Below are 22,514 nucleotides of genomic sequence, written 5' to 3' on the forward strand. Positions count from 1 at the left end.
TCGCCAGTCTGCTACCTAGTGATGGGATTTGCTGGGTTTTTACAGAGTTTGTGCGAGCTGCGTTCAGCTGACGCCCAGTCTGGCCCGGTGTTGGTCCCCTCACCGTACGGGCTCGGCGGCCCGTCAGGTCGCGCTGACCCCGACCTGGGACCACGCGGCGATCACGGTGTTGGCCACCGCCTCGTCGGTGTAACGGGCCCGGGCCGCAGCGGCCGTGGCCCTGGCGAAGGCGGTGAAGCCCGAGTCGTGGGTGAGCCGGCCGCCGGTCAGGGTGTCGTACCAGATCTGTCCGGCCCGCTCCCAGGCGTTGCCGCCGAGCGCGGTCGCCAGCAGGTAGAAGGCGTGGTTGGGGATGCCGGAGTTGATGTGCACCCCGCCCTCGTCCTCGGTGGTGTCGACGTAGTCGCCCATTTGGGCGGGCTGCGGGTCCTTGCCGAGCCGGGGGTCGTCGTACGCCGTGCCGGGCGCCTTCATCGAGCGCAGCGCGATGCCGTGCACGCCGGGTGCGAGCAGGTCGGCGCCGATCAGCCAGTCCGCGTCGGCGGCGGCCTGGCGGAGCGCGTACTGCTTGACCAGCGAGCCGAACACGTCGGAGACCGACTCGTTGAGCGCGCCGGACTGGCCCTGGTAGTCGAGGGCGGCGCTGTACTGGGTGACGCCGTGGGTGAGTTCGTGGCCGATCACGTCCTGCGAGGAGGTGAAGTCGTTGAACATCACGCCGTCGCCGTCACCGAAGACCATCCGGGAGCCGTCCCAGAAGGCGTTGTCGTACTGCTCTCCGTAGTGGACGGTGGCGTCCAGCGGCAGCCAGTCGTTGTCGACGGAGTTGCGGCCGTAGACCTCCTCGTACAGCGCGAAGGTGGCGCCGAGCGCGTCGTACGCGCGGTTGACGCAGGCGTCCTTGGCCGGCGGGCCGCCTTCGCGGCGGACCGGCCGGCCGGGGGCCTGCTGGGTGTGGCGGGCGTCGCCGACGGTCCGGGAGAGGTGATGCGGCGGGCTCGGTGGCGCGACGGCCGTCAGCCGGGCGGCGCGGTGGACGGCGTCCAGGGCGAGGGAGCGCTGTGCGGCCTCGTGGCCCTGCTCGGCGAGCCGGTCGAGGATGTACGGCGGGACGATGCTGCAGAAGTGCGCGGCAGAAGTCATGTCGCCAAGGGTGACGCATTGGTGACTGGTTGTCACGGGGTTGTCATCTCAAGGAGTGGAATCGTGGCCGGGTTCACTGTGTCCTGCCAGTGGCCTGGGTTACTCTCGACAACATCATGCGTTACGGCCTGCTTCTTCTTAGCTGCCGCGTCGAGGGCCTGTAGACCACGAAGGCCGGCTCCCTCGCCGCGGGGATCGTGCTGTGCCCATGTTTTTCTTCTGATGCGGCCCAGTAGTCGGCCAGGTCGGGTGTTCACCGCCCCGATCAGCCCGCAATCGACAGAGAAGCCGAGAGTCTCCTTCATGACTGAGCAGTCTTCGATCGCCCGTGCCTTCATCGACCGTCCGACCCCGATCACCGCTTCGTCCGTCCAGCAGAAGCCGTCCGGCATGCCGTACGGCCGGTACGTACCGTTCGGCACCATCGACCTGCCGGACCGCACCTGGCCCGGCAAGATGATCACCCAGGCGCCGCGCTGGCTCTCGACCGACCTGCGGGACGGCAACCAGGCGCTGATCGACCCGATGTCCCCGGCCCGCAAGCGCAAGATGTTCGACCTGCTGGTCAAGCTGGGCTACAAGGAGATCGAGGTCGGCTTCCCGTCCTCCGGTGCCACCGACTTCGACTTCGTCCGCTCGCTGGTCAACGAGGGCGCGATCCCCGAGGACGTCACCATCTCGGTGCTGACCCAGGCCCGCGAGGACCTGATCGAGCGCACCGTCGAGTCCCTGGTCGGCGCCCCCCGGGCCACCGTCCACCTGTACAACGCGACCTCGCCGCTGTTCCGCCGGGTGGTCTTCAAGGGCTCCCGTGAGGACATCAAGGGCATCGCCGTGGACGGCACCCGGCTGGTGATGGAGTACGCCGACAAGCTGCTGGGCGAGGACACCGTCTTCGGCTACGAGTACTCGCCGGAGATCTTCATCGACACCGAGCTGGACTTCGCGCTGGAGGTCTGCGAGGCGGTGATGGACGTCTGGCAGCCCGGTGAGGGCCGCGAGATCATCCTGAACCTGCCGACCACGGTGGAGCGTTCCACGCCGAACGTCTACGCCGACAAGATCGAGTGGATGTCGCGGAACCTGACCCGCCGCGAGTTCGTCGCGCTGTCCAGCCACCCGCACAACGACCGGGGCACCGGCGTCGCCTCCGCCGAGCTGGCCATCATGGCCGGTGCGGACCGGGTCGAGGGCTGTCTGTTCGGGCAGGGTGAGCGGACGGGCAACCTGGACCTGGTCAACGTCGGGATGAACCTGTTCTCGCAGGGTGTCGACCCGATGATCGACTTCTCCGACATCGACGAGATCCGCCGTACATACGAGTACTGCAACCAGATGGTCGTACCTGAGCGCCACCCGTACGCCGGTGACCTGGTCTACACCTCCTTCTCCGGCTCGCACCAGGACGCCATCAAGAAGGGTTTCGACGCCCTGGAGGCCGACGCGGCGGCGGCCGGTGTGCCGGTCGGCGAGTACACCTGGGGTGTCCCGTACCTGCCGATCGACCCGAAGGACGTCGGCCGCTCGTACGAGGCGGTCATCCGGGTCAACAGCCAGTCCGGCAAGGGCGGTATCGCGTATGTCCTGAAGAACGACCACAAGCTGGACCTGCCGCGCCGGATGCAGATCGAGTTCTCGAAGATCATCCAGGCCAAGACCGACGCCGAGGGCGGCGAGGTCACCCCGGCCGACATCTGGGCGCGGTTCCAGGACGAGTACCTGCCCACCCCGGACAACGCCTGGGGCCGGATCTCGCTGAGCGGCTCGCGCAGCCTGACCACCGAGGATGGCCGGGACGCGCTGACCACCGAAGCCGTCCTGGACGGCGTCCCCGCGACGCTGACCGGTACCGGCAACGGCCCGGTCTCCGCCTTCGGCGACGCGCTGGCCCGGATCGGCATCGACGTCCGCGTCCTGGACTACGCGGAGCACGCACTGAGCGAGGGCGGCGACGCCCAGGCCGCCGCGTACGTCGAGTGCGCGGTGGACGGCAAGGTGCTGTGGGGCGTCGGCATCGACGGCAACACCGTGCTGGCCTCGCTGAAGGCCATGGCGAGCGCTGTCAACCGCGCGCAGCGCGGATAGTTCGCATGGGGGGTCATCTGATGGGTGGCCCCCCGGGAGCCCTGGCGGTTCTCCGGAGAAATGTGTTCCACGCCACATCTTTACCCGTTCGGGGTGCTGACACGTGCTCTTAACCGTGGCAGCATCTATCCACCGGAACCGGGGTCGGTGGGCGGCCCGCGGACTCCGGTCGCGTGACCTGCCCATTGATGCGCAGGCCGCCTGCCATGTCTGGGGAGTGGCGCCGTGACAGGGTTGTGGGGTGTTCGCCCTCGGTGGCGGACGGACGTCCTCGGTGATTTCTTCTGTCCTGGCTGTGGTGGCGACCGCAACTACCGTCGGCAGCACGGTCGGCGGTGGCTGCGGTTGGTCGGCACACCGATCGTCCCGGTCGGCCCGGTGATCGGCAGCATCCAGTGCACCTCCTGCCACGGCAGGTACGGCGTCGAGACCCTGGAGCAACTCACCAGCGTCCGGCTGGCCGCGATGCTGCGCGACGCCCAGTACACCGTGGCGCTGACCGTCCTCGCGGCCGGCGGCACGGGCAGCCGGGCGGCCAGGGAGGCCGCCTGCGCGGTGGTCCGCGAGGCCGGGTTCGAGGACAGCGGCGAGGTCCAGGTGCTCGCCGCACTGGCCGCGCTCACCGGCGTCGACGGTGACGTACCGGTCGACCTCGACGGTGCGGGCAGCGGTCTGGCCATCGAACTGCACGCCGCGCTCGAACCGCTGGCCCCGCACCTCGCCCAGCAGGGCCGCGAGCGGCTGCTGCTCCAGGGCGCGCGGATCGCGCTGGCCGACGGCCGGTACCTGCCGCAGGAGCGCGCCGCACTGGCCGCCGTCGGCCGCTGCCTCAAGCTCGCCGAGCTCCGGGTCGGCGAACTCCTCCAGTCGGCCACCAGCGCCTCGCACTGACGCGCCGGCCACCCCGTAGACCCCCACGAACCGGGCCCGACCCCCCCTCCGGGCCCGCCGTCACCCGCACCCGAGGTGTCCCCCCACGGACCTGGGTGCGGGCGTACGGCTGTCCGGGGCGGTGCGTAGTTTTCCGGACTGCCGTGCTGCCGACCGGACCGCCTGCTGATTGCGGGACAATGGTCGGATGGCCACCTTGTTCGACTCCGGAATCCACCGATGAGCCTTTTCCGCGACGACGGCGTGGTGCTGCGCGTCCAGAAGCTCGGTGAGGCCGATCGGATCATCACCCTGCTGACCCGTCAGCACGGCCGGGTGCGGGCGGTGGCCCGGGGCATCCGCAAGACCAAGTCGAAGTTCGGCGCGCGGCTGGAGCCGTTCTCCCACGTCGATGTGCAGTTCTTCAGCCGGGGCGCCGACCTGGTCGGCCGCTCGCTGCCGCTCTGCACCCAGGTGGAGACCATCGCCCCCTACGGCAGCTCGATCGTCACGGACTACGGCCGCTACACCGCCGGCACGGCGATGCTGGAGACGGCGGAACGATTCGCCGAGAACGAGGGCGAACCGGCCGTCCAGCAGTACCTGCTCCTGGTCGGCGCACTCCGTACGCTGGCGGCCGGGCTGCACGAGTCGCATCTCGTACTGGACGCCTTCCTGCTCCGTTCGCTGGCCGTCAACGGGTACGGCGCGAGCTTCACCAACTGCGCCAAGTGCGGTATGGACGGCGTCAACCGGTTCTTCTCGCTCCAAGCGGGCGGAGTGCTCTGCTCGGACTGCCGGGTACCTGGAAGTGCCGTACCCTCCCCTGAGACACTGGTACTGCTCGGCGCGCTGCTGTCAGGGGACTGGCAGACGGCGGACAACTGCGAGCCTCGGTACTGGCGCGAGGGCAGCGGGCTGGTGGCCGCCTATCTGCAGTGGCACCTGGAGCGGGGCATCCGCTCGATGAGATACGTGGAGAAGTGAGCACCATGGCAGCGCGACGCCTCTTCGGCAGCAAGCAGCGGGAGTACGTGACTCCGACCCCGCACCCGAGCGGTGCCCGGCCGCCGAAGCTCCCGGGTGAGCTCGTCCCGGAGCACGTCGCGATCGTGATGGACGGCAACGGGCGTTGGGCCAAGGAGCGCGGTCTGCCGCGCACCGAGGGGCACAAGGTCGGCGAGTCCGTCGTGCTCGACGTCCTCAAGGGCGCCATCGAGCTCGGCGTGAAGAACATCTCGCTGTACGCCTTCTCCACCGAGAACTGGAAGCGTTCACCGGACGAGGTGAAGTTCCTGATGAACTTCAACCGGGACGTCATCCGCCGCCGCCGCGACGAGATGGACGCGATGGGCGTCCGGATCCGCTGGGCCGGCCGGATGCCGAAGCTGTGGAAGAGCGTCGTCCAGGAGCTCCAGGTCGCCGAGGAGCAGACCAAGGACAACGACGCCGTCACCCTCTACATGTGCGTCAACTACGGCGGCCGGGCCGAGGTCGCGGACGCGGCGGCGGCCATCGCCCGTGACGTGGCGGCCGGAAAGCTGGACCCGGCGAAGGTCACCGAGAAGACCGTCGCCAAGTACATGTACCACCCGGACATGCCGGACGTGGACCTGTTCCTCCGCCCCAGCGGCGAGCAGCGCACCTCCAACTTCCTGCTCTGGCAGAGCGCTTACGCCGAGTTCGTGTTCCAGGACGTGCTCTGGCCGGACTTCGACCGCCGCGACCTCTGGAACGCCTGCGAGCAGTTCGCGAGGCGCGACCGCCGCTTCGGCGGCGCGATCCCGAACGAGGTCAAGCCCGGACTGGCTGGCGAGGTGCCGGCCCAGCGTTGACCGGGTAGAGCCGACCGCGCGTACGCGAGAGGGGCCCGGGATGTCTCCCGGGCCCCTCTCGCGTACGTTCTTCTGCTTTTCTGCTCTTCAGGTCTACTGCTGCTCTTCGGGTCTACTGCTTCGCCGCGCACTCTGCGCAGGTGCCGAAGATCTCCAGGGTGTGGGCGATGTCGCTGTAGCCGTGTTCGGCCGCGACGGTGTTGGCCCAGCGTTCGACTGCCGGGCCCTCGACCTCCACGGTGGCGCCGCAGTGGCGGCAGACCAGGTGGTGGTGGTGCCCACTGCTGCAACGGCGGTAGACGGCTTCGCCGTCCGACGTGCGCAGTACGTCCACCTCTCCGGCGTCGGCGAGCGACTGGAGGGTGCGGTAGACGGTGGTCAGGCCGACCGAGTCACCTCGGTGTTTGAGCATGTCGTGCAGCTCTTGCGCGCTGCGGAAGTCCTCGATCTCGTCCAGGGCCGCCGAGACGGCGGCCCGCTGCCGAGTGGATCGAGCGCGCGGCGACGGGCCTGCGGTGGTCACCGTGGGTCCTCCTGGAAGTGGGGTCATCTCGCACATCATTGTGCCAGCCCCGGACTTCCCAGCGGGTCGCCGGCCCGAGACCCGTCCTGATCGGGCAGGACCACGTCGCACACCCCGGGCCCGGCTGTGCCTCCTGCCCCGGCTGCCGACCGGTGCCGCAGTCCGGCCAGTGGCGCCGCGATCGCACTGAAGACGGCGAAGACGGCGATGGCGAGCAGCACGATGGCCGAACCTGGCGGTACGTCGAACTGGTAGGAACCGGCGACCCCGCCCAGCGACACGGCCACACCGAGGCCGATGGAGAGCGCCTGGGTGGCGACGAACGACCGGGTGAGCAGCTGCGCCGCCGCGACCGGGACCACCATCATCGCGCTGACCAGCAGCAGGCCGACGACCCGCATCGCGACCGTGACGGTGACTGCGGCCATCACCGCCAGCAGCAGGTTGAGCAGGCGCACGGGGATGCCGGTGACTCTGGCGAACTCCTCGTCCTGGCAGACCGCGAAGAGCTGCCTGCGCAACCCGAGGGTGACGGCGACCACGATCGCGCCGAGCGCCGCGATGGTGACCAGATCCGCAGTGTCGACGGCCAGGATCGAGCCCCAGAGGTAGCTGTCCAGGCTGCCACTGGCGCCACTTGCGGCAGGGGACTTGCTGATCAGCATCCGGCCGCAGGCCATGCCGCCGTAGAAGAGCATGGCGAGGGCGATGTCGCCCCGGTTGTTCCCACGAGCCCGTACCAGCTCCATGACGATGGCGGCCAGGATGCAGACCAGGACAGCCATCCAGACCGGGCTGGTCTGGAAGATGAAGCCGAGCCCGACACCGGTGAGTGCGACATGCCCGATTCCGTCGCCCATCAGGGCCTGCCGCCGCTGCACCAGGTAGATGCCCACGGCCGGCGCGGTGATGCCGATGAGTGCGGCGGCGATCAGTGCGCGCTGCATGAAGGCGAGGGAGAACATCTCGGTCATGCCAGCAGTCCAGGAGTCGTGAGGTGGTCGTCTGTGTGGGGGTGGACGTGGTCGTGGCCGGGCAGCGCGTGCTGTCCGGTGTTGGGCGGCGGCGGGCCGTCGTGCGCGACGCAGCCGTCGCGCAGGACCACGGCCCGGTCGATCAGGGGCTCCAGCGGCCCGAGTTCGTGCAGGACGAGCAGGACGGCGGCGCCCCGTTCGACCTCGCGGCGCAGGGTGTCGGCCAGCACCTGCTGGCTCGCCGCGTCCACGCCCGCCATCGGTTCGTCCATGATCAGAAGATCCGGCGTGCCCACCAGCGCCCGGGCGATCAGCACGCGCTGGTGCTGGCCGCCGGAGAGGGCGGCCACGCCGTCCTCCGCCCGGTCGAGCATGCCGACGGCGTCCAGTGCCCGGTCCACGGCGGCCCGGTCCTTGCGGCGGAACGGCAGCAGCCGGTGCTGCGGCAGCCGCCCGGTGGAGACCACCTCGCGGACGGTGGCCGGAACGCCGCTGGCGGCGGTGGTGCGCTGGGGGACGTAGCCGATCCGGTGCCAGCTCCTGAACTTGGCGTACGGCATGCCGAACAGCTCAAGCGCACCGTGCTCCAGCGGGACCGAGCCGATCACGGTCTTGACGGTGGTGGACTTGCCGGAGCCGTTGGCACCCAGCAGCGCGACCACCTCGCCGGGCCGGACGGTGAGGTCGATGCCCCGCAGGACGGGACGGCCCCCGAGCGAGGCCACCGCGCCGCGCAGCCGTACGGGCACGGCGGTGGGTGCGGCTTTGGGTGCGGTGGCGGGTACGGCGGCAGGCGCGGCCATGGGCACGGTGGCGGGCGCGTCTGCCGATGCGGCCACAGGCGCGGCGCTCGCCGGGAGGGAGCGCCGCGCCGGGCCGGGGTGCTGTGCCGGGCCGGAGTCCGCCTCGACCGCTTCACCGGTCCTGGATATGACAGAGCTCATTGGTGTGATGTCCCCTCAGCTGGTGGCGCCGAGCGCGGTCCGCAGGTTGGCGAGGTTCTGACGCATGATCGAGAAGTAGTCGTCCTTGGCGGGGGCCTTGACGCCCTCGATCGGGTCGAGCACCGCCGTCTTGAGCTTGAGGTCCTGGGCGACCGACTCGGCGAGTTTGGGGCTGACCAGGGTCTCGAAGAAGATGGTGGTCACGCCGTTCTCCTTGGCGGCCTTCTGGATCTCGGCGAGCCGGGCCGGGGTGGGCTCGGCCTCCGGGTCGACGCCGTTGATCGCTATCTGGTTCAGACCGTAGTGGTCGGAGAGGTAGCCGAAGGCGGCGTGGCTGGTGACGAAGGTCTTGGACTTGACGCCCTTCAGCCCGGTCTGGAAGTCCTGGTCCAGGGTGGCGAGCCTGCCGACCAGCGCGTCGGTGTTCTTCTGGTAGTCGGCGGCGTGCGCCGGATCCGCCTTGGCGAGCTCGGCGCCGACGCTCTTGGCGACCGCCGCGTAGCGGGCCGGGTCGAGCCAGATGTGCGGGTCGCCGGTGGCGCTGGGGTGGGCGGTGCCGCCGGTCGTGCCCTCGTCGAGGTGGTGGTCGACCAGCGGGGAGGCCGCGGTGGCGTCCACCACGTACTTGGCGTCGGACTGGGTGACGGCCTGGTCGACGGTGGGCTGCAGCCCCTTGAGGTAGATCACCAGGCCGGCCTGCTGGACCGAGGCGACCTGCCTGGCGGTGAGTTCGAGGTCGTGCGGCTCGACCCCGGCTGCGGTGAGGTCGGTGACGTGCACGTTGTCACCGCCGATCTGCTCGGCGAGGAACTCCATCGGGTAGAACGACGCGACCACGTTCAGCTTGCCGTCACTGCTCTTGGCGCTGCTCGTACCACCGCAGGCGGTGAGGGCGAGAGCGCCGACGAGGGCGGTGGCGGTCAGGGCTATCGAGGTCTGGAGGCGTCGCGGTCGCTGGAGTCGGAGCATCATGACAACCATTCTCATCTTATGTGGAAATGATTGTCAAACCACCCGTTGGGGTGAATTGCGGACCCGGCTCTCGCGAATACCGATTTGAACCCCCCACCCACGTGCCCGGTAACCTGAGGTATTCGGGTGCGTGCAACCAGCCGCGCCTTGACCGTGCCGTCGAACCGACGTCGTACTGAAGAGAGCACTGTGGCCGCCGACAAGATCGACACGATCGTCAGCCTGAGCAAGCGCCGTGGCTTCGTCTACCCCTGCAGCGAGATCTACGGTGGTACGCGTGCCGCCTGGGACTACGGGCCACTGGGCGTCGAGCTCAAGGAGAACATCAGGCGCCAGTGGTGGCGTTCGATGGTCACCGCTCGGGAGGACGTCGTCGGGCTCGACTCGTCCGTGATCCTGGCCCGCGAGGTCTGGGAGGCCTCCGGCCACGTCGCCACCTTCAACGACCCGTTGACCGAGTGCACCTCCTGTCACAAGCGCTACCGCGCGGACCACCTGGAGGAGGCGTACGAGGCCAAGCACGGCAAGCCGCCCGTCAACGGTCTTGCCGACATCAACTGCCCGAACTGCGGCAACAAGGGCGCCTTCACGGAGCCCAAGGAGTTCTCGGGCATGCTGAAGACGCACCTCGGCGTCACCGAGGACGCGGGCGGCCTGGCCTACCTGCGCCCCGAGACGGCCCAGGGCATCTTCACCAACTTCAAGGCCGTGCAGACCACTTCGCGCAAGAAGCCGCCGTTCGGCATCGCCCAGGTCGGCAAGAGCTTCCGTAACGAGATCACGCCCGGCAACTTCATCTTCCGCACGCGTGAGTTCGAGCAGATGGAGATGGAGTTCTTCGTCAAGCCCGGCGAGGACGAGACCTGGCACGAGTACTGGCTGCAGCAGCGCTGGGACTGGTACGTGGGTCTCGGCCTGCGGACCGAGAACATGCGCTTCTTCGAGCACCCGAAGGAGAAGCTCTCCCACTACGCCAAGCGCACCGTGGACATCGAGTACCGCTTCAACTTCGGCGGCACCGAGTTCTCGGAGCTGGAGGGCATCGCCAACCGGACGGACTACGACCTCGCCACCCACAGTGAGGCCTCCGGCCAGGACCTCAAGTACTTCGACCAGGAGTCGGGCGAGCGGTACTTCCCGTACGTCATCGAGCCGGCAGCGGGCCTCAACCGCGCCATGCTGGCCTTCCTGATCGACGCCTACTTCGAGGACGAGGCGCCCAACGCCAAGGGCGTCATGGAGAAGCGCGTCGGCATGCGGCTCGACCCGCGCCTGGCCCCGGTCAAGGTCGCGGTGCTGCCGCTGTCGCGCAACGCCGACCTCTCGCCGAAGGCGCGCGGCCTGGCCGCCGACCTGCGGACGGCCTGGAACGTCGAGTTCGACGATGCCGGCGCCATCGGCAAGCGCTACCGTCGCCAGGACGAGATCGGCACGCCGTTCTGTGTCACCGTCGACTTCGACACCCTTGAGGACAACGCGGTCACCATCCGCGAGCGCGACACCATGGCTCAGGAGCGGGTCTCCCTCGACCAGGTGAAGTCCTACCTCGGTGCCCGTCTGATCGGCTGCTGAGTCCGGACGGTTGTTGAGTCCGGACAGTCCTACTGGTCGGCTCCCTTGCGGTTCGTTCGCGCCGCGAGGGGGCCGACTTGCTGTTGGACGGGCTGTCGGCGGGCAGCTGGTGGGGTGGTGAGGGTGGTGGGGGTGCCCTGGTCAGGCCAGGCGGGAACGTGCCTCCATCAAGGCGAAGCCGAGCAGGTTGAGGCCGCGCCACTGCTCGGGCTGGGTCGCGCGCTCGTTGTCCGCTGCCAGCCCGATGCCCCAGAGCCGGTCCATCGGGCTGGCCTCCACCAGGACCCGCTGTGCGGTGCCGAGCAGGTACTCGCGTAGGGCCTCGTTCTGACCGAACTTGGCAACATTGCCCTCGACCACAAGCTCGAACCGCTCTGCTGCCCAGCGGTCCTCGTCGAAGCCCTCGACCAGTCGGCCCAGCTTCTTGGCCTCGGCGGGGGTGCGGGCCTTGAGGATCCGGGGGATTACCTCCTCGTCTCCGAAGAGCCGGGCCTTGCCCGCCATCATCCAGTGCTCGGCGGTCGCGTACGTGACTCCGCCGACTGTGAACTCCGACGGCCACCACTGGCTGAGGGAGCCCGGGCCGACCCGGCCGCTGCTCTCCGGGCGGTGGCCCCAGAAGAGCAGGTACTTCGGCCGGATGCCCGTCCCGACCAGGGCGGCGAGCTCCTCGCGGGTACGGGTCTCGGCCGGGTTGAGGGGCTGGGTCGCAGTCATGACGCCATCCTGACATCCGGAACCGACAGTGGTCCTGCGGTTTCCTGCGGAGTATCAGCCGGCCGATCAGGTCGGCCGACTGATCGCCGGTGGGCTGATCGGGGGGCTGGGGGCTGATCGGGCCGGGCTGACTGCTTGCTCGGGTCAGCCGACCGAGCGGGGGAGACGGGTGCTGAGGCCGAAGATCACGACCGAACCGGTCAGTTGGAGGGCCAGGGCCAGAGCCAGTGCGTGCGCGATACCCATTGAAGGGGAGAGAGCGAGAAAGAGTGTCCCCAGTGTCGCCACCCCGAGGGCCAGGCTGGACTGCTGAGTAGTGGCCAGAACGCCACTGCCCACACCCGCTCGGTCGAGCGGCACCTTGGACAGGACGACCCGGAACAGTGGCGTCCCGATCAGGCCCTGGCCGATGCCGGCGAGCGCCACCCCGGGCAGCATCCGAAGTGGTGAGAAGTGCGCCCAGTCGGTCAGCACCGTGGTGATGAGGGTGGCAAGACCGAGGCCCTGGACGACTGCCCCCGCAGTGATCACCCGACTGCCGAATCGGTTGATCAGCCGAGGCCCGGAGAGCGAGGCGAAGAAGTATCCGACGGCCATCGGTACCAGCGCCCAGCCGGCGGCGACCGGACCGAGCCGCAACCCCTGCTGAAGCATGACGGCGATCACGAACATGAAGCCGCCGAAGCCTGTGAAGTACGGCACGGCTATGCCCAGCCCGTGCCGCATCTCGGGAATGCGCAGCAACGAGAGCGGGACGAGGGGAACCCTGCCGGACAGCTCCGCCCGCCGCTCGACGAACAGGAACGCGGCGGCGAGGAACGGGAAGGCGCTGAGCATGAGCCAGGTCCAGAGCGGCCAGCCCACGGCTCGCCCCTCCATCAGCGGCACGAACAGGGCGAGGAGAGCTGCAGTCAGGAGAGCGGTGCCGGGGAGGTCGACCTTCGCTGCGTGTGGGGCGCGGCTCTCGGGTACGTACGCCATGGCCAGTACGGCGGTCAGCAGTGCGAACGGGACGTTGAGCAGGAAGACGGAGCGCCATCCGGTGCCGAAGAGGTCGGCTGAGACCAGCATCCCGCCGAGCACCTGACCGATCACCACGGAGACGCCCCCGACCGCGCCGTAGATGCTGAGCGCACGTGCGCGCTGCGGGCCGCTGCTGACTGCGGTGATGGTGGCCAGGACCTGGGGGAGCAGCAACGCGGCCGACGCGCCCTGCGCGACGCGGGCCGCGACCAGCGTCCAGGCTGAGGGCGCGATTCCGCAGATGAGTGAGGTGAGGGCGAATGCGGCCGCGCCCGCGATGAAGAGCCGTCGACGGCCGAAGGTGTCGCCGAGGCGCCCGCCGAGTACCAGCAGCACTGCGAACGCGATGCCGTAGCCGGCCGCGACAAGCTCCAGCACGGCCGGCCCCGCAGCCAGGTCGTGGTCGATGGTGGGTAGAGCCACGTTGACGATGAAGAAGTCCAACATCGGCAGGAACGCGCCGAGCAGGACAGTGACGAGGCCGGCGACACCGAGGGTGGAGGTGGCGGGCCGTACCAGAGGAGTGGTCTTCGGGAGCGCTAGTTGCTGGGTCACGACTACCACGATGGGGCCTCGCTCACCCTGGTACCAGAGAGTGTTTATCCAGGTATAAGTACTACCTGGCAACTGGATCCGAACAGGTGCATGCTTGAGCGCATGACGACCAGCATCGCGCCTGCCGACAGCCGCCGCCACGAGTTGGCGGCCTTTCTGCGGAGCCGACGGGAGCGGATCTCGCCCGAGCAGGTCGGACTCCCGCAGACCGGGCGGCGGCGCACGCCAGGTCTGCGCCGCGAGGAAGTGGCGCAGCTGGCTGCCGTCGGAGTCACTTGGTACACGTGGCTCGAGCAGGCGAGGGACATCCAGGTCTCCTCGCAGGTGCTGGACTCCGTCGCCCGGACGCTGCTGCTCGACCGGAACGAGCGGGCGCACCTCTTCGCACTGGCCGGCTCGGAGGACCCTGCTCCGGTCGTCGACTGCCTGACCATCACTCCGGCGGTCCGGGTGTTGCTGGAGCAGCTTGAGCCAATGCCTTCCGCCGTACTCAACAGTCGCTACGACATCCTGGCCCACAACCGGGCGTACACCCGGATCGTCGGCGACCTGGACGCGATGCCTTTCGAGGACCGCAACGTTATGTGGCTTGCGTTCACCGACTCGTACTTCTCGGGGCTGCTGGTCGACCGTGAGTCCGCGCGCCAGGCGATCGTCGCGCGCTTCCGCGCAGCGATGGCGGACCATAGCTCCGAGCGGGTCTGGACGGCTCTGCTGGAGCGATTGCGCAGTGCCTCCCCCGATTTCGAGGCCGTCTGGGCGCGGCACGAGGTCGAAGGACCAGGCAATGGGCTCAAGCGCTTTCTGGTACCTGATGCCGGTCTCCTTCGTTTCGACTACACCAATCTGTGGCTCGGTCCACGGCCCAACACCAGGCTGGTGACGTACACGCCGCACGATGACGAGACCCGCGTGCGCTGGGAGCGGCTGAACGTCTCGCCCTGAGTGGCCGGGCGGGGGCGGGAACTTGGGCGGGAACTGAGGCAGGGGCGGGGGTACGGGTGAGCGGGATTGGTGGCGAAGTTGGCCCGGCCGGCAGCCCCGTCCACGGCAGCAGGAGTGCACGAACGCGAGCAGCGGTCGGCGCAGACTCGTCAGGCTCAGCAGGATCGTCACGCGCATCACGCTCGTCCCGTTCGGAGCCGGACGGGCGACCCGCCTCCGTGCCGCACCATTACACCGCCGCAGGGCCCCTCCGCCCACGCGAGCCAGAACTCGCCCCCCAGCGTGACCACTCGGGCCGGCTGGCGGCGCCTGCTCAGCCGACGGCCGGTGAACATCACGGTGGGGAGTGTCCTGTCGGCGGGCAGCCGACCCCAGGCGAAGCCGGTCTGCCGCCCGCCCTCGACGGAGCGCCGTGCGCCTCGCAGTAGAGCGTTGCTGAGCACCGAGGTGACCATCACGTCCAACAACTCGTCGTGCTCGTACACCTCCAGGGCGGCTCGGCCGTTGCGATGCGGCGCGGTACGGATCGACCAGGGCCTCAGGAGAGCGGTGCCCGCTGCCGCGACCTCTGCCGTCAGTTCGGTGGGGTGACATGCCGAATCGTGTGGCGCTCGGCGCGCCGCGTGCTGTGGTCCGCCCTGTGGTCCGTACTGGGCCGCGTGCGGGGCCGTGTACGGGGCCGTGTACGGGGCCTTGTGCTCGGTCCTCGTCATGTCCTCAAGGTTCACCGATAACTGACGCCAAGTCGGTAGCGCAGACTGCCGCCTTTGAGGTGTACCTAGCTACACCTGCAAAGCGGAAGTTGGCTTCATGGTCACGTCCGAGCGGGAACCCTAGGCTGTCCGGCATGGCTACCTCTGCCCTCCGCCGTACGGTCACCTGGGGAGCCGAGCATGCCCCGTGGTCAGCGGCAGCTCGGCAGGACACTCTGTTTATTGCGGCCGGGGTGCCGCTCGGCCTTCCCACCCTCTCGATGGCTGCCTTCGTGCGGACCGGGTCGATCGGGGTGGTCGGGGTGCTGGTCGGCCTGGCCCTGAATTTGATCTGCCTGGATCTGCTGACGACTGCTCAGCGCAGCCGCTTCCGCTCTCTGCGCGGCCTGGAGGTGCCCATCCGGCTGCCGGCCAATGCCGACTGGGTGGTCAGGCTGCGCGCGGGGATGACCTGGCGCCAAGCGGTCTATCACCTGCTCGCCGCGCCGCTGTTCGCCGCTGCCGCCCTGACCGCCATCCTTGCCGGCGGTGTCGGTCTGGTGATGGCGACGAGCTACGGCTGGGCCGTCCTGATGCCACTCGGCAGCGCCCTTCGCGCCGGACCGGCCTGGACGAGCACCGATGGTGTGATCACCGCAGGCGGTATCGCCTTGCTGTTCGCGATCCCCTGGGTGTCCGGGTGGCTGGCCGGCGCCGACGAGCGGGCGGTCCGTGCTCTGCTCGGCCCGAATCGCGCCGAGGTGCTGGAGCAGCGGGTCGAGGATCTGGCGGAGAGCCGGGCCGGGGTGGTGGATGCAGCCGATGCCGAGCGCCGCCGCATCGAGCGGGACCTCCACGACGGTGCTCAACAGCGTCTGGTCTCCCTCGCCATGAACCTCGGACTGGCCCGCCGCACCCTGCGAGGTGTCCGACCCGATGCGATGCAGGTGATCGTGGAGGCGCACGAGGAGGCTCAGGCAGCCATTGTCGAGCTCCGCGATCTGGTGCGGGGCCTGCACCCGGTCGTCCTGGAGGACCGAGGTCTCGACGCGGCGCTCTCCGGTATCGCCGCCCGCGCTCCGGTGCCCGTACGACTCCGGGTCGAGCTGCCCGACCGGCTCGCCGCCACCATCGAGGCCGTCGCGTATTTCACCGTCTCGGAGGCTCTCGCCAACGTGGCGAAGCACGCCCGAGCGTCCAGAGTCGACCTGTCGGTGCGGCAGCGGGCCGGCCGCCTGTGCATCGTCGTCACCGACGACGGTGTCGGCGGCGCCGACACCGCGACCGGTACGGGCCTCGTCGGCCTGCGAAAACGGGCCGCGTCCGTGGACGGCACCTTCGCCATCATCAGCCCCCTCGGGGGCCCGACCACCATCACCGTGGAGTTGCCGTGCGAGCTGTGATCGCCGAGGACTCGGTCCTGCTGCGAGTGGGCCTGGTCAAGGTCCTGGAGGCGGTCGGGTTCGAGGTCGTCGCCGCCGTCGGCGACGCCGAGGCGCTGCTCGCAGCCGTCGAGCGGCACACACCCAAGGTCGTGGTGACGGACGTCCGGATGCCGCCGGGCTTCACTGACGAGGGGGTGCGTGCCGCACTGGTGATCCGCCGGCAGTGGCCCGAGACGGCGGTGCTGCTGCTCTCCCAGTACGTGGAGGAGCGCTACGCCTCGGATCTGCTCTCCGGGAACACCAGCGGCGTCGGCTATCTGCTCAAGGAGCGGGTCGCCAATGTGGATGATTTCGTCGATGCCCTGCAGCGCGTTGCCGAGGGTGGCACGGCGCTGGATCCCGAGGTGGTCGCCCAGCTGCTGCTGCGCCGCCACCGTGACCCGCTCGAACGCTTGACCCCGCGCGAGCGGGACGTGCTGGCGCTGATGGCGGAGGGCCGTTCCAACGCCGCGATCGCCGGGTCGCTGGTGGTCTCGGACAGCGCGGTGGCCAAGCACATCAACAGCATCTTCGCCAAGCTGGACCTGTCGCCGGCCGATGCCACGCACCGGCGGGTGCTGGCGGTCCTCCGCTTCCTGGAGGTGGGATAGCTCATGGAGCGCAGGACCTGGCGGGTGCTGGGGGCGCTGGTGCTGGCGGTGTCCCTGCTGGTCGGCGGCGTTGCCGCGTGGGACCGGTTGGCGCAGCCGAGCCAGAGCGGCGGGCACCACGGATCCCCGCAGTTGATCAAGACGTTCGAAAGCCGACGCAGGCCCGTGTCTCTCCACCGACTTCCGTGGCCCGGCAGGCCCCACAGAGGCAGCCCGCCGGGGCCACTACGCCAGGTGGGGGACAATGAAGAGTCTCGGACCGCCGCCCTGCCGATCCTGTTGAGGACTCACCGCGCATGACCACCACGCCCGACGCCACACTCGGCACCACACCTGGCACCATGCCCGCCGAGCTCGGCACCACCTCCGCCTCCACCTCCGCCGCCGCCCTCGCATCCTCCGCCCCCGCCGCCGAAGCCGGCGTCACGCCTGGCCCTACGCCCGGCGCCACGCCGGCGCCCGGCGCGGAGTTCGCGCCGCTGCACATCGGCCCGATGCGAGTGTGGCCGCCCGTCGTGCTGGCGCCGATGGCGGGCATCACCAACGCCCCCTTCCGGACGCTGTGCCGGGAGCAGAGCGGTGGCAAGGGCCTCTACGTGTCCGAGATGATCACCACCCGGGCCCTGGTCGAGCGCAACGCCAAGACCATGCAGCTGATCCACTTCGACCCGAGTGAGAAGCCGCGCTCCATTCAGCTCTACGGGGTGGACCCGGTGACGGTGGGCAAGGCCGTCCGGATGATCGCGGACGAGGGCCTCGCCGACCACATCGACCTCAACTTCGGCTGCCCGGTCCCCAAGGTCACGCGCAAGGGCGGCGGCTCCGCACTCCCGTACAAGCGCAACCTGCTGCGCGAGATCCTCCGCGAGGCGGTCGCCAACGCGGGGAGCCTCCCGGTCACCATGAAGATGCGCAAGGGCATCAACGACGACCATCTGACGTACCTCGACGCCGGCCGGATCGGTGCGGAGGAGGGGGTGTCGGCCATCGCGCTGCACGGCCGCACCGCTGCCCAGCACTACGGCGGCACGGCGGACTGGTCCGCGATCGCGAGGCTGCGCGAAGCCGTACCGGCCGAGGTTCCGGTCCTGGGCAACGGCGACATCTGGTCGGCGGACGACGCGGTGCGGATGATGCGCGAGACGGGTTGCGACGGTGTGGTGGTCGGCCGTGGCTGCCTGGGCCGGCCATGGCTCTTCAAGGACCTGGTCTCGATCTTCGAGGGCGATGTCGACTACTCCCGTCCGACCTTTGCCGACGTGGCGCGCGCGATGGTCAGGCATGCCCAGCTGCTCGGTGAGTGGATGGGTGACGAGGGCCGCGGAGTGGTGGACTTCCGCAAGCACGTCGCCTGGTACACCAAGGGCTTCTCGGTCGGCTCCGAGCTGCGAGTGAAGCTGGCGATGTCCAGCTCGCTCTCCGAGCTCGCCGAGACGCTGGCCCAGGTGGAGCAGCAGCAGGTGTGGCCCGCCGGGGCGGACGGTCCGCGCGGTCGGACCAGTGGCAACAACCGGGTGGTTCTCCCGGAGGGCTGGTTGGACGATCCGTACGACTGCGCTCTGCCGAGCGTTGACGCCGAAACGGACACCTCCGGCGGTTGATTTGGCTGAATTGGCGAATATGGGCCGTCGGCCCGCCTCGCCGGTACGGCGGAGCCCTCTTGGACAACCTGGCCAAGAGGGCTCCTTTCTGGCAGATAATGCTCACTCGGAGGTCTCGGGGGTGGACACAAGGTGACGGGGTGGGGAGTTTTTCTGCGCCCGACGGCTGAGATGCGTCCGTGACGCTTGCCACATATCGTTGCGATTGACGGCCGGTCAGGTGGGTTCGTTGGACACCAGGTCCTAAATCGCTTCCCGAAGGACTTGGCGGCGGATCGGCTCGGCTGGCTGCAGGAAATCAAGCCGGGGAAACATGGTGGATCCCAAGCCGCTACTCTCTGTCCGGTTCGTATGATCTTGGCGTTTCGATGTGTTCACTACTTGAACGGTTGCTAGCGTCATCCGGACGATTTCGCCAACAGAGGTGAACGCCACAGTGGGCATTCGATCTGCTGGGTAACCGCCCACTGTGAGATTCGTACGGCCTATTGGTAGCGCGAAACCGCCTTTGAAATGGGTATGTTCTCCGGCGTCAGGGCAACCGCGTACGAGGAGACCTACCCGTGCCGTCCGAGCAGAAGTTTGTTTACTCCTTCACAGAAGGAAACAAGGACCTCAAGGACCTTCTTGGCGGCAAGGGTGCGAACCTCGCCGAGATGACCAATCTTGGTCTCCCGGTCCCTCCGGGGTTCATCATCACGACCGAGGCGTGCAAGGTCTTCCTGGAGACGGGCAGTGAGCCGTCCTCCCTCCACGAGGAGATCGGCCGCCACCTGAAGTCCCTCGAGCAGGAGATGGGCAAGGAGCTCGGCCAGGCGGACAACCCGCTGCTGGTCTCCGTCCGCTCCGGAGCCAAGTTCTCCATGCCGGGCATGATGGACACCGTCCTGAACATCGGGCTCTCCGACGCCTCGGTGCTCGGCCTGGTCGCCCAGTCCGGCAACGAGCGCTTCGCCTGGGACTCGTACCGCCGACTGGTGCAGATGTTCGGCAAGACCGTGCTGGGCGTCGACGGCGAGCTGTTCGAGGAGGCTCTCGACGAGGCCAAGCAGGCCAAGGGCACTGCCAACGACCTGGACCTGGATGCTTCCGACCTCCAGGTACTGGTCGAGACGTTCAAGGCGATCGTGCTCCGCGAGACCGGCCGGGAGTTCCCGCAGGAACCGCGCGAGCAGATGGACCTGGCGATCCACGCCGTCTTCCACTCCTGGAACGGTGACCGGGCTCGGCTGTACCGCCGTCAGGAGCGGATCCCGAACGACCTGGGCACCGCCGTCAACATCTGCTCGATGGTGTTCGGCAACCTCGGCGAGGACTCCGGTACCGGTGTCGCGTTCACCCGCGACCCCTCCACCGGCGCGGTCGGCGTGTACGGCGACTACCTCTCCAACGCCCAGGGCGAGGACGTCGTCGCCGGCATCCGCAACACCCTGCAGCTGGCCGAGCTGGAGCAACTCGACAAGAAGTCGTACGACGAGCTCATGGCCATCATGAGCAAGCTCGAGCTGCACTACCGCGACCTCTGCGACATCGAGTTCACCATCGAGCGCGGCAAGCTCTGGATGCTGCAGACCCGGATCGGCAAGCGCACCGCCGCCGCCGCCTTCCGGATCGCCGTCCAGCTGGTCGACCAGGGCCTGATCGACCTGGACGAGGCGCTGCACCGCGTTACGGGCGGTCAGCTCGCGCAGCTGATGTTCCCGCGTTTCGCCCCCGACGCGAACTCCAAGCAGGTCGCCAGGGGCATCGCGGCCTCGCCGGGTGCCGCAGTCGGCAAGGTGGTCTTCGACTCGTACACCGCCGTCAAGTGGTCCCGCTCGGGCGAGAAGGTCATCCTGGTCCGCCGGGAGACCAACCCGGACGACCTGGACGGCATGATCGCCGCCGAGGGCATCCTCACCTCGCGTGGTGGCAAGACCTCGCACGCGGCCGTGGTCGCCCGTGGCATGGGCAAGACCTGTGTCTGCGGTGCCGAGGAGCTCGAGGTCGACACCAAGCGCCGTCGTTTCACCACCTCCGACGGCCAGGTGGTCGAGGAGGGTGACCTGGTCTCCATCGACGGAGCGAGCGGCAAGGTCTACCTCGGCGAGGTCCCGGTGCTGCCCTCCCCGGTGGTGGAGTACTTCGAGGGCACGCTGCACGCCGGCGCCGACGTCCAGGGCGGTCTGGTCCAGGCCGTGCACCGGATCGTGTCGCATGCCGACGTGCGCCGCCGGCTGGCCGTGCGGGCCAACGCCGACAACGCCGAGGACGCGAACCGCTCCCGCCGCTACGGTGCCCAGGGCATCGGTCTCTGCCGCACCGAGCACATGTTCCTCGGTGAGGAGCGCCGCAAGGAGGTCGAGCACCTGATCCTGGCGGACAACGACAAGGACCGCGAGCTGGCCCTGTCGACCCTCCTCCCGCTGCAGAAGGGCGACTTCCTCGAGCTCTTCCAGGCGATGGACGGACTCCCCGTCACCGTCCGTCTGCTGGACCCGCCGCTGCACGAGTTCCTCCCCGACATCACCGAGCTGTCGGTGCGCGTCGCCCTCGCCGAGGCCCGCAAGGACCCGAACGAGAACGACCTGCGACTGCTCCAGGCCGTGCACAAGCTGCACGAGCAGAACCCGATGCTGGGTCTGCGCGGCGTGCGCCTCGGCCTGGTCATCCCGGGCCTGTTCGGGATGCAGGTCCGGGCGATCGCGGAGGCGGCGGCGGAGCGCAAGCGCGGCGGCGGCGACCCGCGTCCGGAGGTGATGATCCCGCTGGTGGGCACCGTCCAGGAGCTGGAGATCGTCCGCGACGAGTGCGAGCGGGTACTCGCCGAGGTGGCCAAGTCCACCGGCGTCGAGCTGGACATCAAGCTCGGCACCATGATCGAGTTGCCCCGCGCCGCCATCACGGCCGGTCAGATCGCGGAGGCGGCGGAGTTCTTCTCCTTCGGCACCAACGACCTGACCCAGACCGTCTGGGGCTTCTCCCGGGACGACGTGGAGGCCTCGTTCTTCACCGCGTACCTGGAGAAGGGCATCTTCGGGGTCTCGCCGTTCGAGACCATCGACCGCGACGGTGTCGGTGCCCTGGTGAAGCTGGCCGTCGAGGCGGGCCGGGCGACCCGCCCGGACCTCAAGCTCGGCGTCTGCGGCGAGCACGGCGGCGACCCGGAGTCGGTGCACTTCTTCCACGAGGTGGGGCTGGACTACGTCTCCTGCTCCCCGTTCCGGATCCCGGTGGCGCGCCTGGAGGCAGGCCGCGCCGCCCTTGAGACGGCGGGCAGCGACTCGCGCTGAGGGGTGACAACCTCGTAGCGCGGTCCCATCGCTGACCGCACCCCCTCCATGGGAGGGGCGTACGGCGGAGCTCGGCGCAGGAGAGCCGCCGTACGTAGGCAGCCGGGGTGGGAACGGACAATGGCGTCCGTTCCCGCCCCGGCTCCACTTGTACCTGCTGGTTCCCGGCGCCACCGTTCGGGTGACTGCCGTACCCCGTTGACCGGCCCGCTTCCGGGACCCGGCAAGCTTGGGCCCATGACCAGCCGAAACCGTCTGATCGCCGTCGTGGCGGTCGTCCTCTGCGCGATCGCCGCCGTTGTCGCCTTCGGGCTGCTCGGCGGTACGAAGTCGAGCAGTACGAAGCCGAGCAGTACGAAGTCGACCTCCCACGCGGCCGGGCCCGCAACCATGAGTGCGGGCAAGCCCGGCAGCACGGTGAAGCCGTCCGCCCCGGCCAGGCCCTCGGGCGCGGGCGCCCCCGCGCATCCCGGTATCGCCGACGTCTGCCGCAGCAAGCTGCCCAGCCAGGCCCGTGACACGCTCGCCCTGGTCGACAAGGGCGGCCCGTACCCGTACCGGACGGACGGCATCGTCTTCGAGAACCGCGAGAACCGGCTCCCGAAGCAGTCCACCGGCTACTACCACGAGTTCACCGTGGTCACCCCGGGCTCGGGGGACCGTGGCACCCGACGGGTCGTCACGGGAACGGCGGGCGAGGAGTACTGGACGGGGGACCACTACAGCACGTTCCAGGCGATCGACGGTCACTGCTGA

Annotated in this window: 19 protein-coding genes; 11 read left to right on the plus strand and 8 right to left on the minus strand. The window is 69.0% G+C overall.

Features of this window, described 5'->3' with window-relative positions; all coding sequences use genetic code 11:
- Positions 1 to 123 precede the first annotated feature (123 nt).
- Positions 124 to 1,143, minus strand: coding sequence for a M4 family metallopeptidase (locus P3T29_RS02195; RefSeq protein WP_280714491.1), 1,020 nt, complete (start codon positions 1,141 to 1,143; stop codon positions 124 to 126).
- 303 nt (positions 1,144 to 1,446) lie between these two features.
- Between P3T29_RS02195 and leuA the strand changes: the two genes are divergently transcribed.
- From leuA to P3T29_RS02215, 4 genes are all read left to right on the plus strand, one after another.
- A complete protein-coding gene (gene leuA / locus P3T29_RS02200) occupies positions 1,447 to 3,228 on the plus strand; it encodes a 2-isopropylmalate synthase (RefSeq protein ID WP_280714492.1) in 1,782 nt (593 codons plus the stop codon).
- A gap of 345 nt (positions 3,229 to 3,573) precedes the next feature.
- A complete protein-coding gene (locus P3T29_RS02205) occupies positions 3,574 to 4,119 on the plus strand; it encodes a TerB family tellurite resistance protein (protein ID WP_348532786.1) in 546 nt (181 codons plus the stop codon).
- 219 nt (positions 4,120 to 4,338) lie between these two features.
- Entirely contained in the window at positions 4,339 to 5,085 is a 747-nt protein-coding gene (gene recO / locus P3T29_RS02210) for a DNA repair protein RecO (RefSeq protein ID WP_280714494.1), read from the plus strand.
- 5 nt (positions 5,086 to 5,090) lie between these two features.
- Positions 5,091 to 5,933, plus strand: a complete 843-nt coding sequence (locus P3T29_RS02215) for an isoprenyl transferase (RefSeq protein WP_280714495.1) — start codon at positions 5,091 to 5,093, stop codon at positions 5,931 to 5,933.
- Positions 5,934 to 6,045: 112 nt separating this feature from the next.
- Here the strand turns inward: P3T29_RS02215 and P3T29_RS02220 are convergent, their stop codons facing one another.
- From P3T29_RS02220 to P3T29_RS02235, 4 genes are all read right to left on the minus strand, one after another.
- Positions 6,046 to 6,456, minus strand: coding sequence for a Fur family transcriptional regulator (locus tag P3T29_RS02220; RefSeq protein ID WP_280714496.1), 411 nt, complete (start codon positions 6,454 to 6,456; stop codon positions 6,046 to 6,048).
- Between the two features lie 35 nt (positions 6,457 to 6,491).
- On the minus strand, positions 6,492 to 7,430 hold the full coding sequence (locus P3T29_RS02225; protein ID WP_280714497.1) for a metal ABC transporter permease: 939 nt from the start codon (positions 7,428 to 7,430) through the stop codon (positions 6,492 to 6,494).
- A complete protein-coding gene (locus tag P3T29_RS02230; RefSeq protein ID WP_280714763.1) occupies positions 7,427 to 8,233 on the minus strand; it encodes a metal ABC transporter ATP-binding protein in 807 nt (268 codons plus the stop codon). Before P3T29_RS02230 ends, P3T29_RS02225 begins: the two co-directional genes overlap by 4 nt.
- Before the next feature lie 156 nt (positions 8,234 to 8,389).
- The gene (locus tag P3T29_RS02235) at positions 8,390 to 9,346 is read right to left on the minus strand and encodes a metal ABC transporter substrate-binding protein (RefSeq protein ID WP_280714498.1); all 957 of its coding nucleotides are present in this window, start codon (positions 9,344 to 9,346) and stop codon (positions 8,390 to 8,392) included.
- 189 nt (positions 9,347 to 9,535) lie between these two features.
- Here P3T29_RS02235 and P3T29_RS02240 point away from each other — a divergent pair, with 189 nt between their 5' ends.
- On the plus strand, positions 9,536 to 10,918 hold the full coding sequence (locus P3T29_RS02240) for a glycine--tRNA ligase (protein ID WP_280714499.1): 1,383 nt from the start codon (positions 9,536 to 9,538) through the stop codon (positions 10,916 to 10,918).
- A gap of 141 nt (positions 10,919 to 11,059) precedes the next feature.
- Here P3T29_RS02240 and P3T29_RS02245 read toward each other — a convergent pair whose 3' ends face one another.
- Positions 11,060 to 11,635 (minus strand): NADAR family protein, encoded by a 576-nt coding sequence (locus P3T29_RS02245; protein ID WP_280714500.1) that lies wholly within the window; start codon positions 11,633 to 11,635, stop codon positions 11,060 to 11,062.
- Between the two features lie 144 nt (positions 11,636 to 11,779).
- Entirely contained in the window at positions 11,780 to 13,177 is a 1,398-nt protein-coding gene (locus P3T29_RS02250; protein ID WP_280714764.1) for an MFS transporter, read from the minus strand.
- A gap of 138 nt (positions 13,178 to 13,315) precedes the next feature.
- On the opposite strand from P3T29_RS02250, the gene P3T29_RS02255 reads away from it, so the two are divergent.
- A complete protein-coding gene (locus P3T29_RS02255; protein WP_280714501.1) occupies positions 13,316 to 14,158 on the plus strand; it encodes a helix-turn-helix transcriptional regulator in 843 nt (280 codons plus the stop codon).
- Between the two features lie 176 nt (positions 14,159 to 14,334).
- Here the strand turns inward: P3T29_RS02255 and P3T29_RS02260 are convergent, their stop codons facing one another.
- Positions 14,335 to 14,871 carry a hypothetical protein gene (locus P3T29_RS02260; protein ID WP_280714502.1) on the minus strand — a complete coding sequence of 179 codons (537 nt, stop codon included), beginning with the start codon at positions 14,869 to 14,871 and terminating at the stop codon, positions 14,335 to 14,337.
- A 134-nt stretch (positions 14,872 to 15,005) separates the two neighbouring features.
- On the opposite strand from P3T29_RS02260, the gene P3T29_RS02265 reads away from it, so the two are divergent.
- The 5 genes from P3T29_RS02265 to P3T29_RS02285 all read left to right on the plus strand — a co-directional run bounded on the left by P3T29_RS02265 (position 15,006) and on the right by P3T29_RS02285 (position 22,514).
- On the plus strand, positions 15,006 to 16,253 hold the full coding sequence (locus tag P3T29_RS02265; RefSeq protein ID WP_280714503.1) for a sensor histidine kinase: 1,248 nt from the start codon (positions 15,006 to 15,008) through the stop codon (positions 16,251 to 16,253).
- Positions 16,241 to 16,885: a response regulator transcription factor gene (locus P3T29_RS02270; RefSeq protein ID WP_280714504.1), complete on the plus strand. Its 645-nt coding sequence runs from the start codon at positions 16,241 to 16,243 to the stop codon at positions 16,883 to 16,885. The genes P3T29_RS02265 and P3T29_RS02270 overlap by 13 nt, the downstream gene beginning before the upstream one ends.
- A 494-nt stretch (positions 16,886 to 17,379) precedes the next feature.
- A complete protein-coding gene (gene dusB / locus P3T29_RS02275) occupies positions 17,380 to 18,486 on the plus strand; it encodes a tRNA dihydrouridine synthase DusB (protein ID WP_280714765.1) in 1,107 nt (368 codons plus the stop codon).
- 563 nt (positions 18,487 to 19,049) lie between these two features.
- Positions 19,050 to 21,758, plus strand: coding sequence for a pyruvate, phosphate dikinase (gene ppdK / locus P3T29_RS02280; RefSeq protein WP_280714505.1), 2,709 nt, complete (start codon positions 19,050 to 19,052; stop codon positions 21,756 to 21,758).
- 237 nt (positions 21,759 to 21,995) lie between these two features.
- The gene (locus tag P3T29_RS02285; RefSeq protein ID WP_280714506.1) at positions 21,996 to 22,514 is read left to right on the plus strand and encodes a ribonuclease domain-containing protein; all 519 of its coding nucleotides are present in this window, start codon (positions 21,996 to 21,998) and stop codon (positions 22,512 to 22,514) included.

The organism is Kitasatospora sp. MAP5-34 (assembly GCF_029894335.1).
Taxonomy (GTDB): Bacteria; Actinomycetota; Actinomycetes; order Streptomycetales; family Streptomycetaceae; genus Kitasatospora.

Excerpts from the sequence above, each read along its gene's own strand:
- P3T29_RS02195 (WP_280714491.1), bottom strand. The coding sequence starts at position 1,143 with ATGACTTCTGCCGCGCACTTCTGCAGCATCGTCCCGCCGTACATCCTC.
- leuA (WP_280714492.1), top strand. The coding sequence starts at position 1,447 with ATGACTGAGCAGTCTTCGATCGCCCGTGCCTTCATCGACCGTCCGACC.
- recO (WP_280714494.1), top strand. The coding sequence starts at position 4,339 with ATGAGCCTTTTCCGCGACGACGGCGTGGTGCTGCGCGTCCAGAAGCTC.
- P3T29_RS02215 (WP_280714495.1), top strand. The coding sequence starts at position 5,091 with ATGGCAGCGCGACGCCTCTTCGGCAGCAAGCAGCGGGAGTACGTGACT.
- P3T29_RS02225 (WP_280714497.1), bottom strand. The coding sequence starts at position 7,430 with ATGACCGAGATGTTCTCCCTCGCCTTCATGCAGCGCGCACTGATCGCC.
- P3T29_RS02230 (WP_280714763.1), bottom strand. The coding sequence starts at position 8,233 with ATGGCCGCGCCTGCCGCCGTACCCGCCACCGCACCCAAAGCCGCACCC.
- P3T29_RS02235 (WP_280714498.1), bottom strand. The coding sequence starts at position 9,346 with ATGATGCTCCGACTCCAGCGACCGCGACGCCTCCAGACCTCGATAGCC.
- P3T29_RS02245 (WP_280714500.1), bottom strand. The coding sequence starts at position 11,635 with ATGACTGCGACCCAGCCCCTCAACCCGGCCGAGACCCGTACCCGCGAG.
- P3T29_RS02255 (WP_280714501.1), top strand. The coding sequence starts at position 13,316 with ATGACGACCAGCATCGCGCCTGCCGACAGCCGCCGCCACGAGTTGGCG.
- P3T29_RS02260 (WP_280714502.1), bottom strand. The coding sequence starts at position 14,871 with ATGACGAGGACCGAGCACAAGGCCCCGTACACGGCCCCGTACACGGCC.
- P3T29_RS02265 (WP_280714503.1), top strand. The coding sequence starts at position 15,006 with ATGGCTACCTCTGCCCTCCGCCGTACGGTCACCTGGGGAGCCGAGCAT.
- dusB (WP_280714765.1), top strand. The coding sequence starts at position 17,380 with ATGCGAGTGTGGCCGCCCGTCGTGCTGGCGCCGATGGCGGGCATCACC.
- P3T29_RS02285 (WP_280714506.1), top strand. The coding sequence starts at position 21,996 with ATGACCAGCCGAAACCGTCTGATCGCCGTCGTGGCGGTCGTCCTCTGC.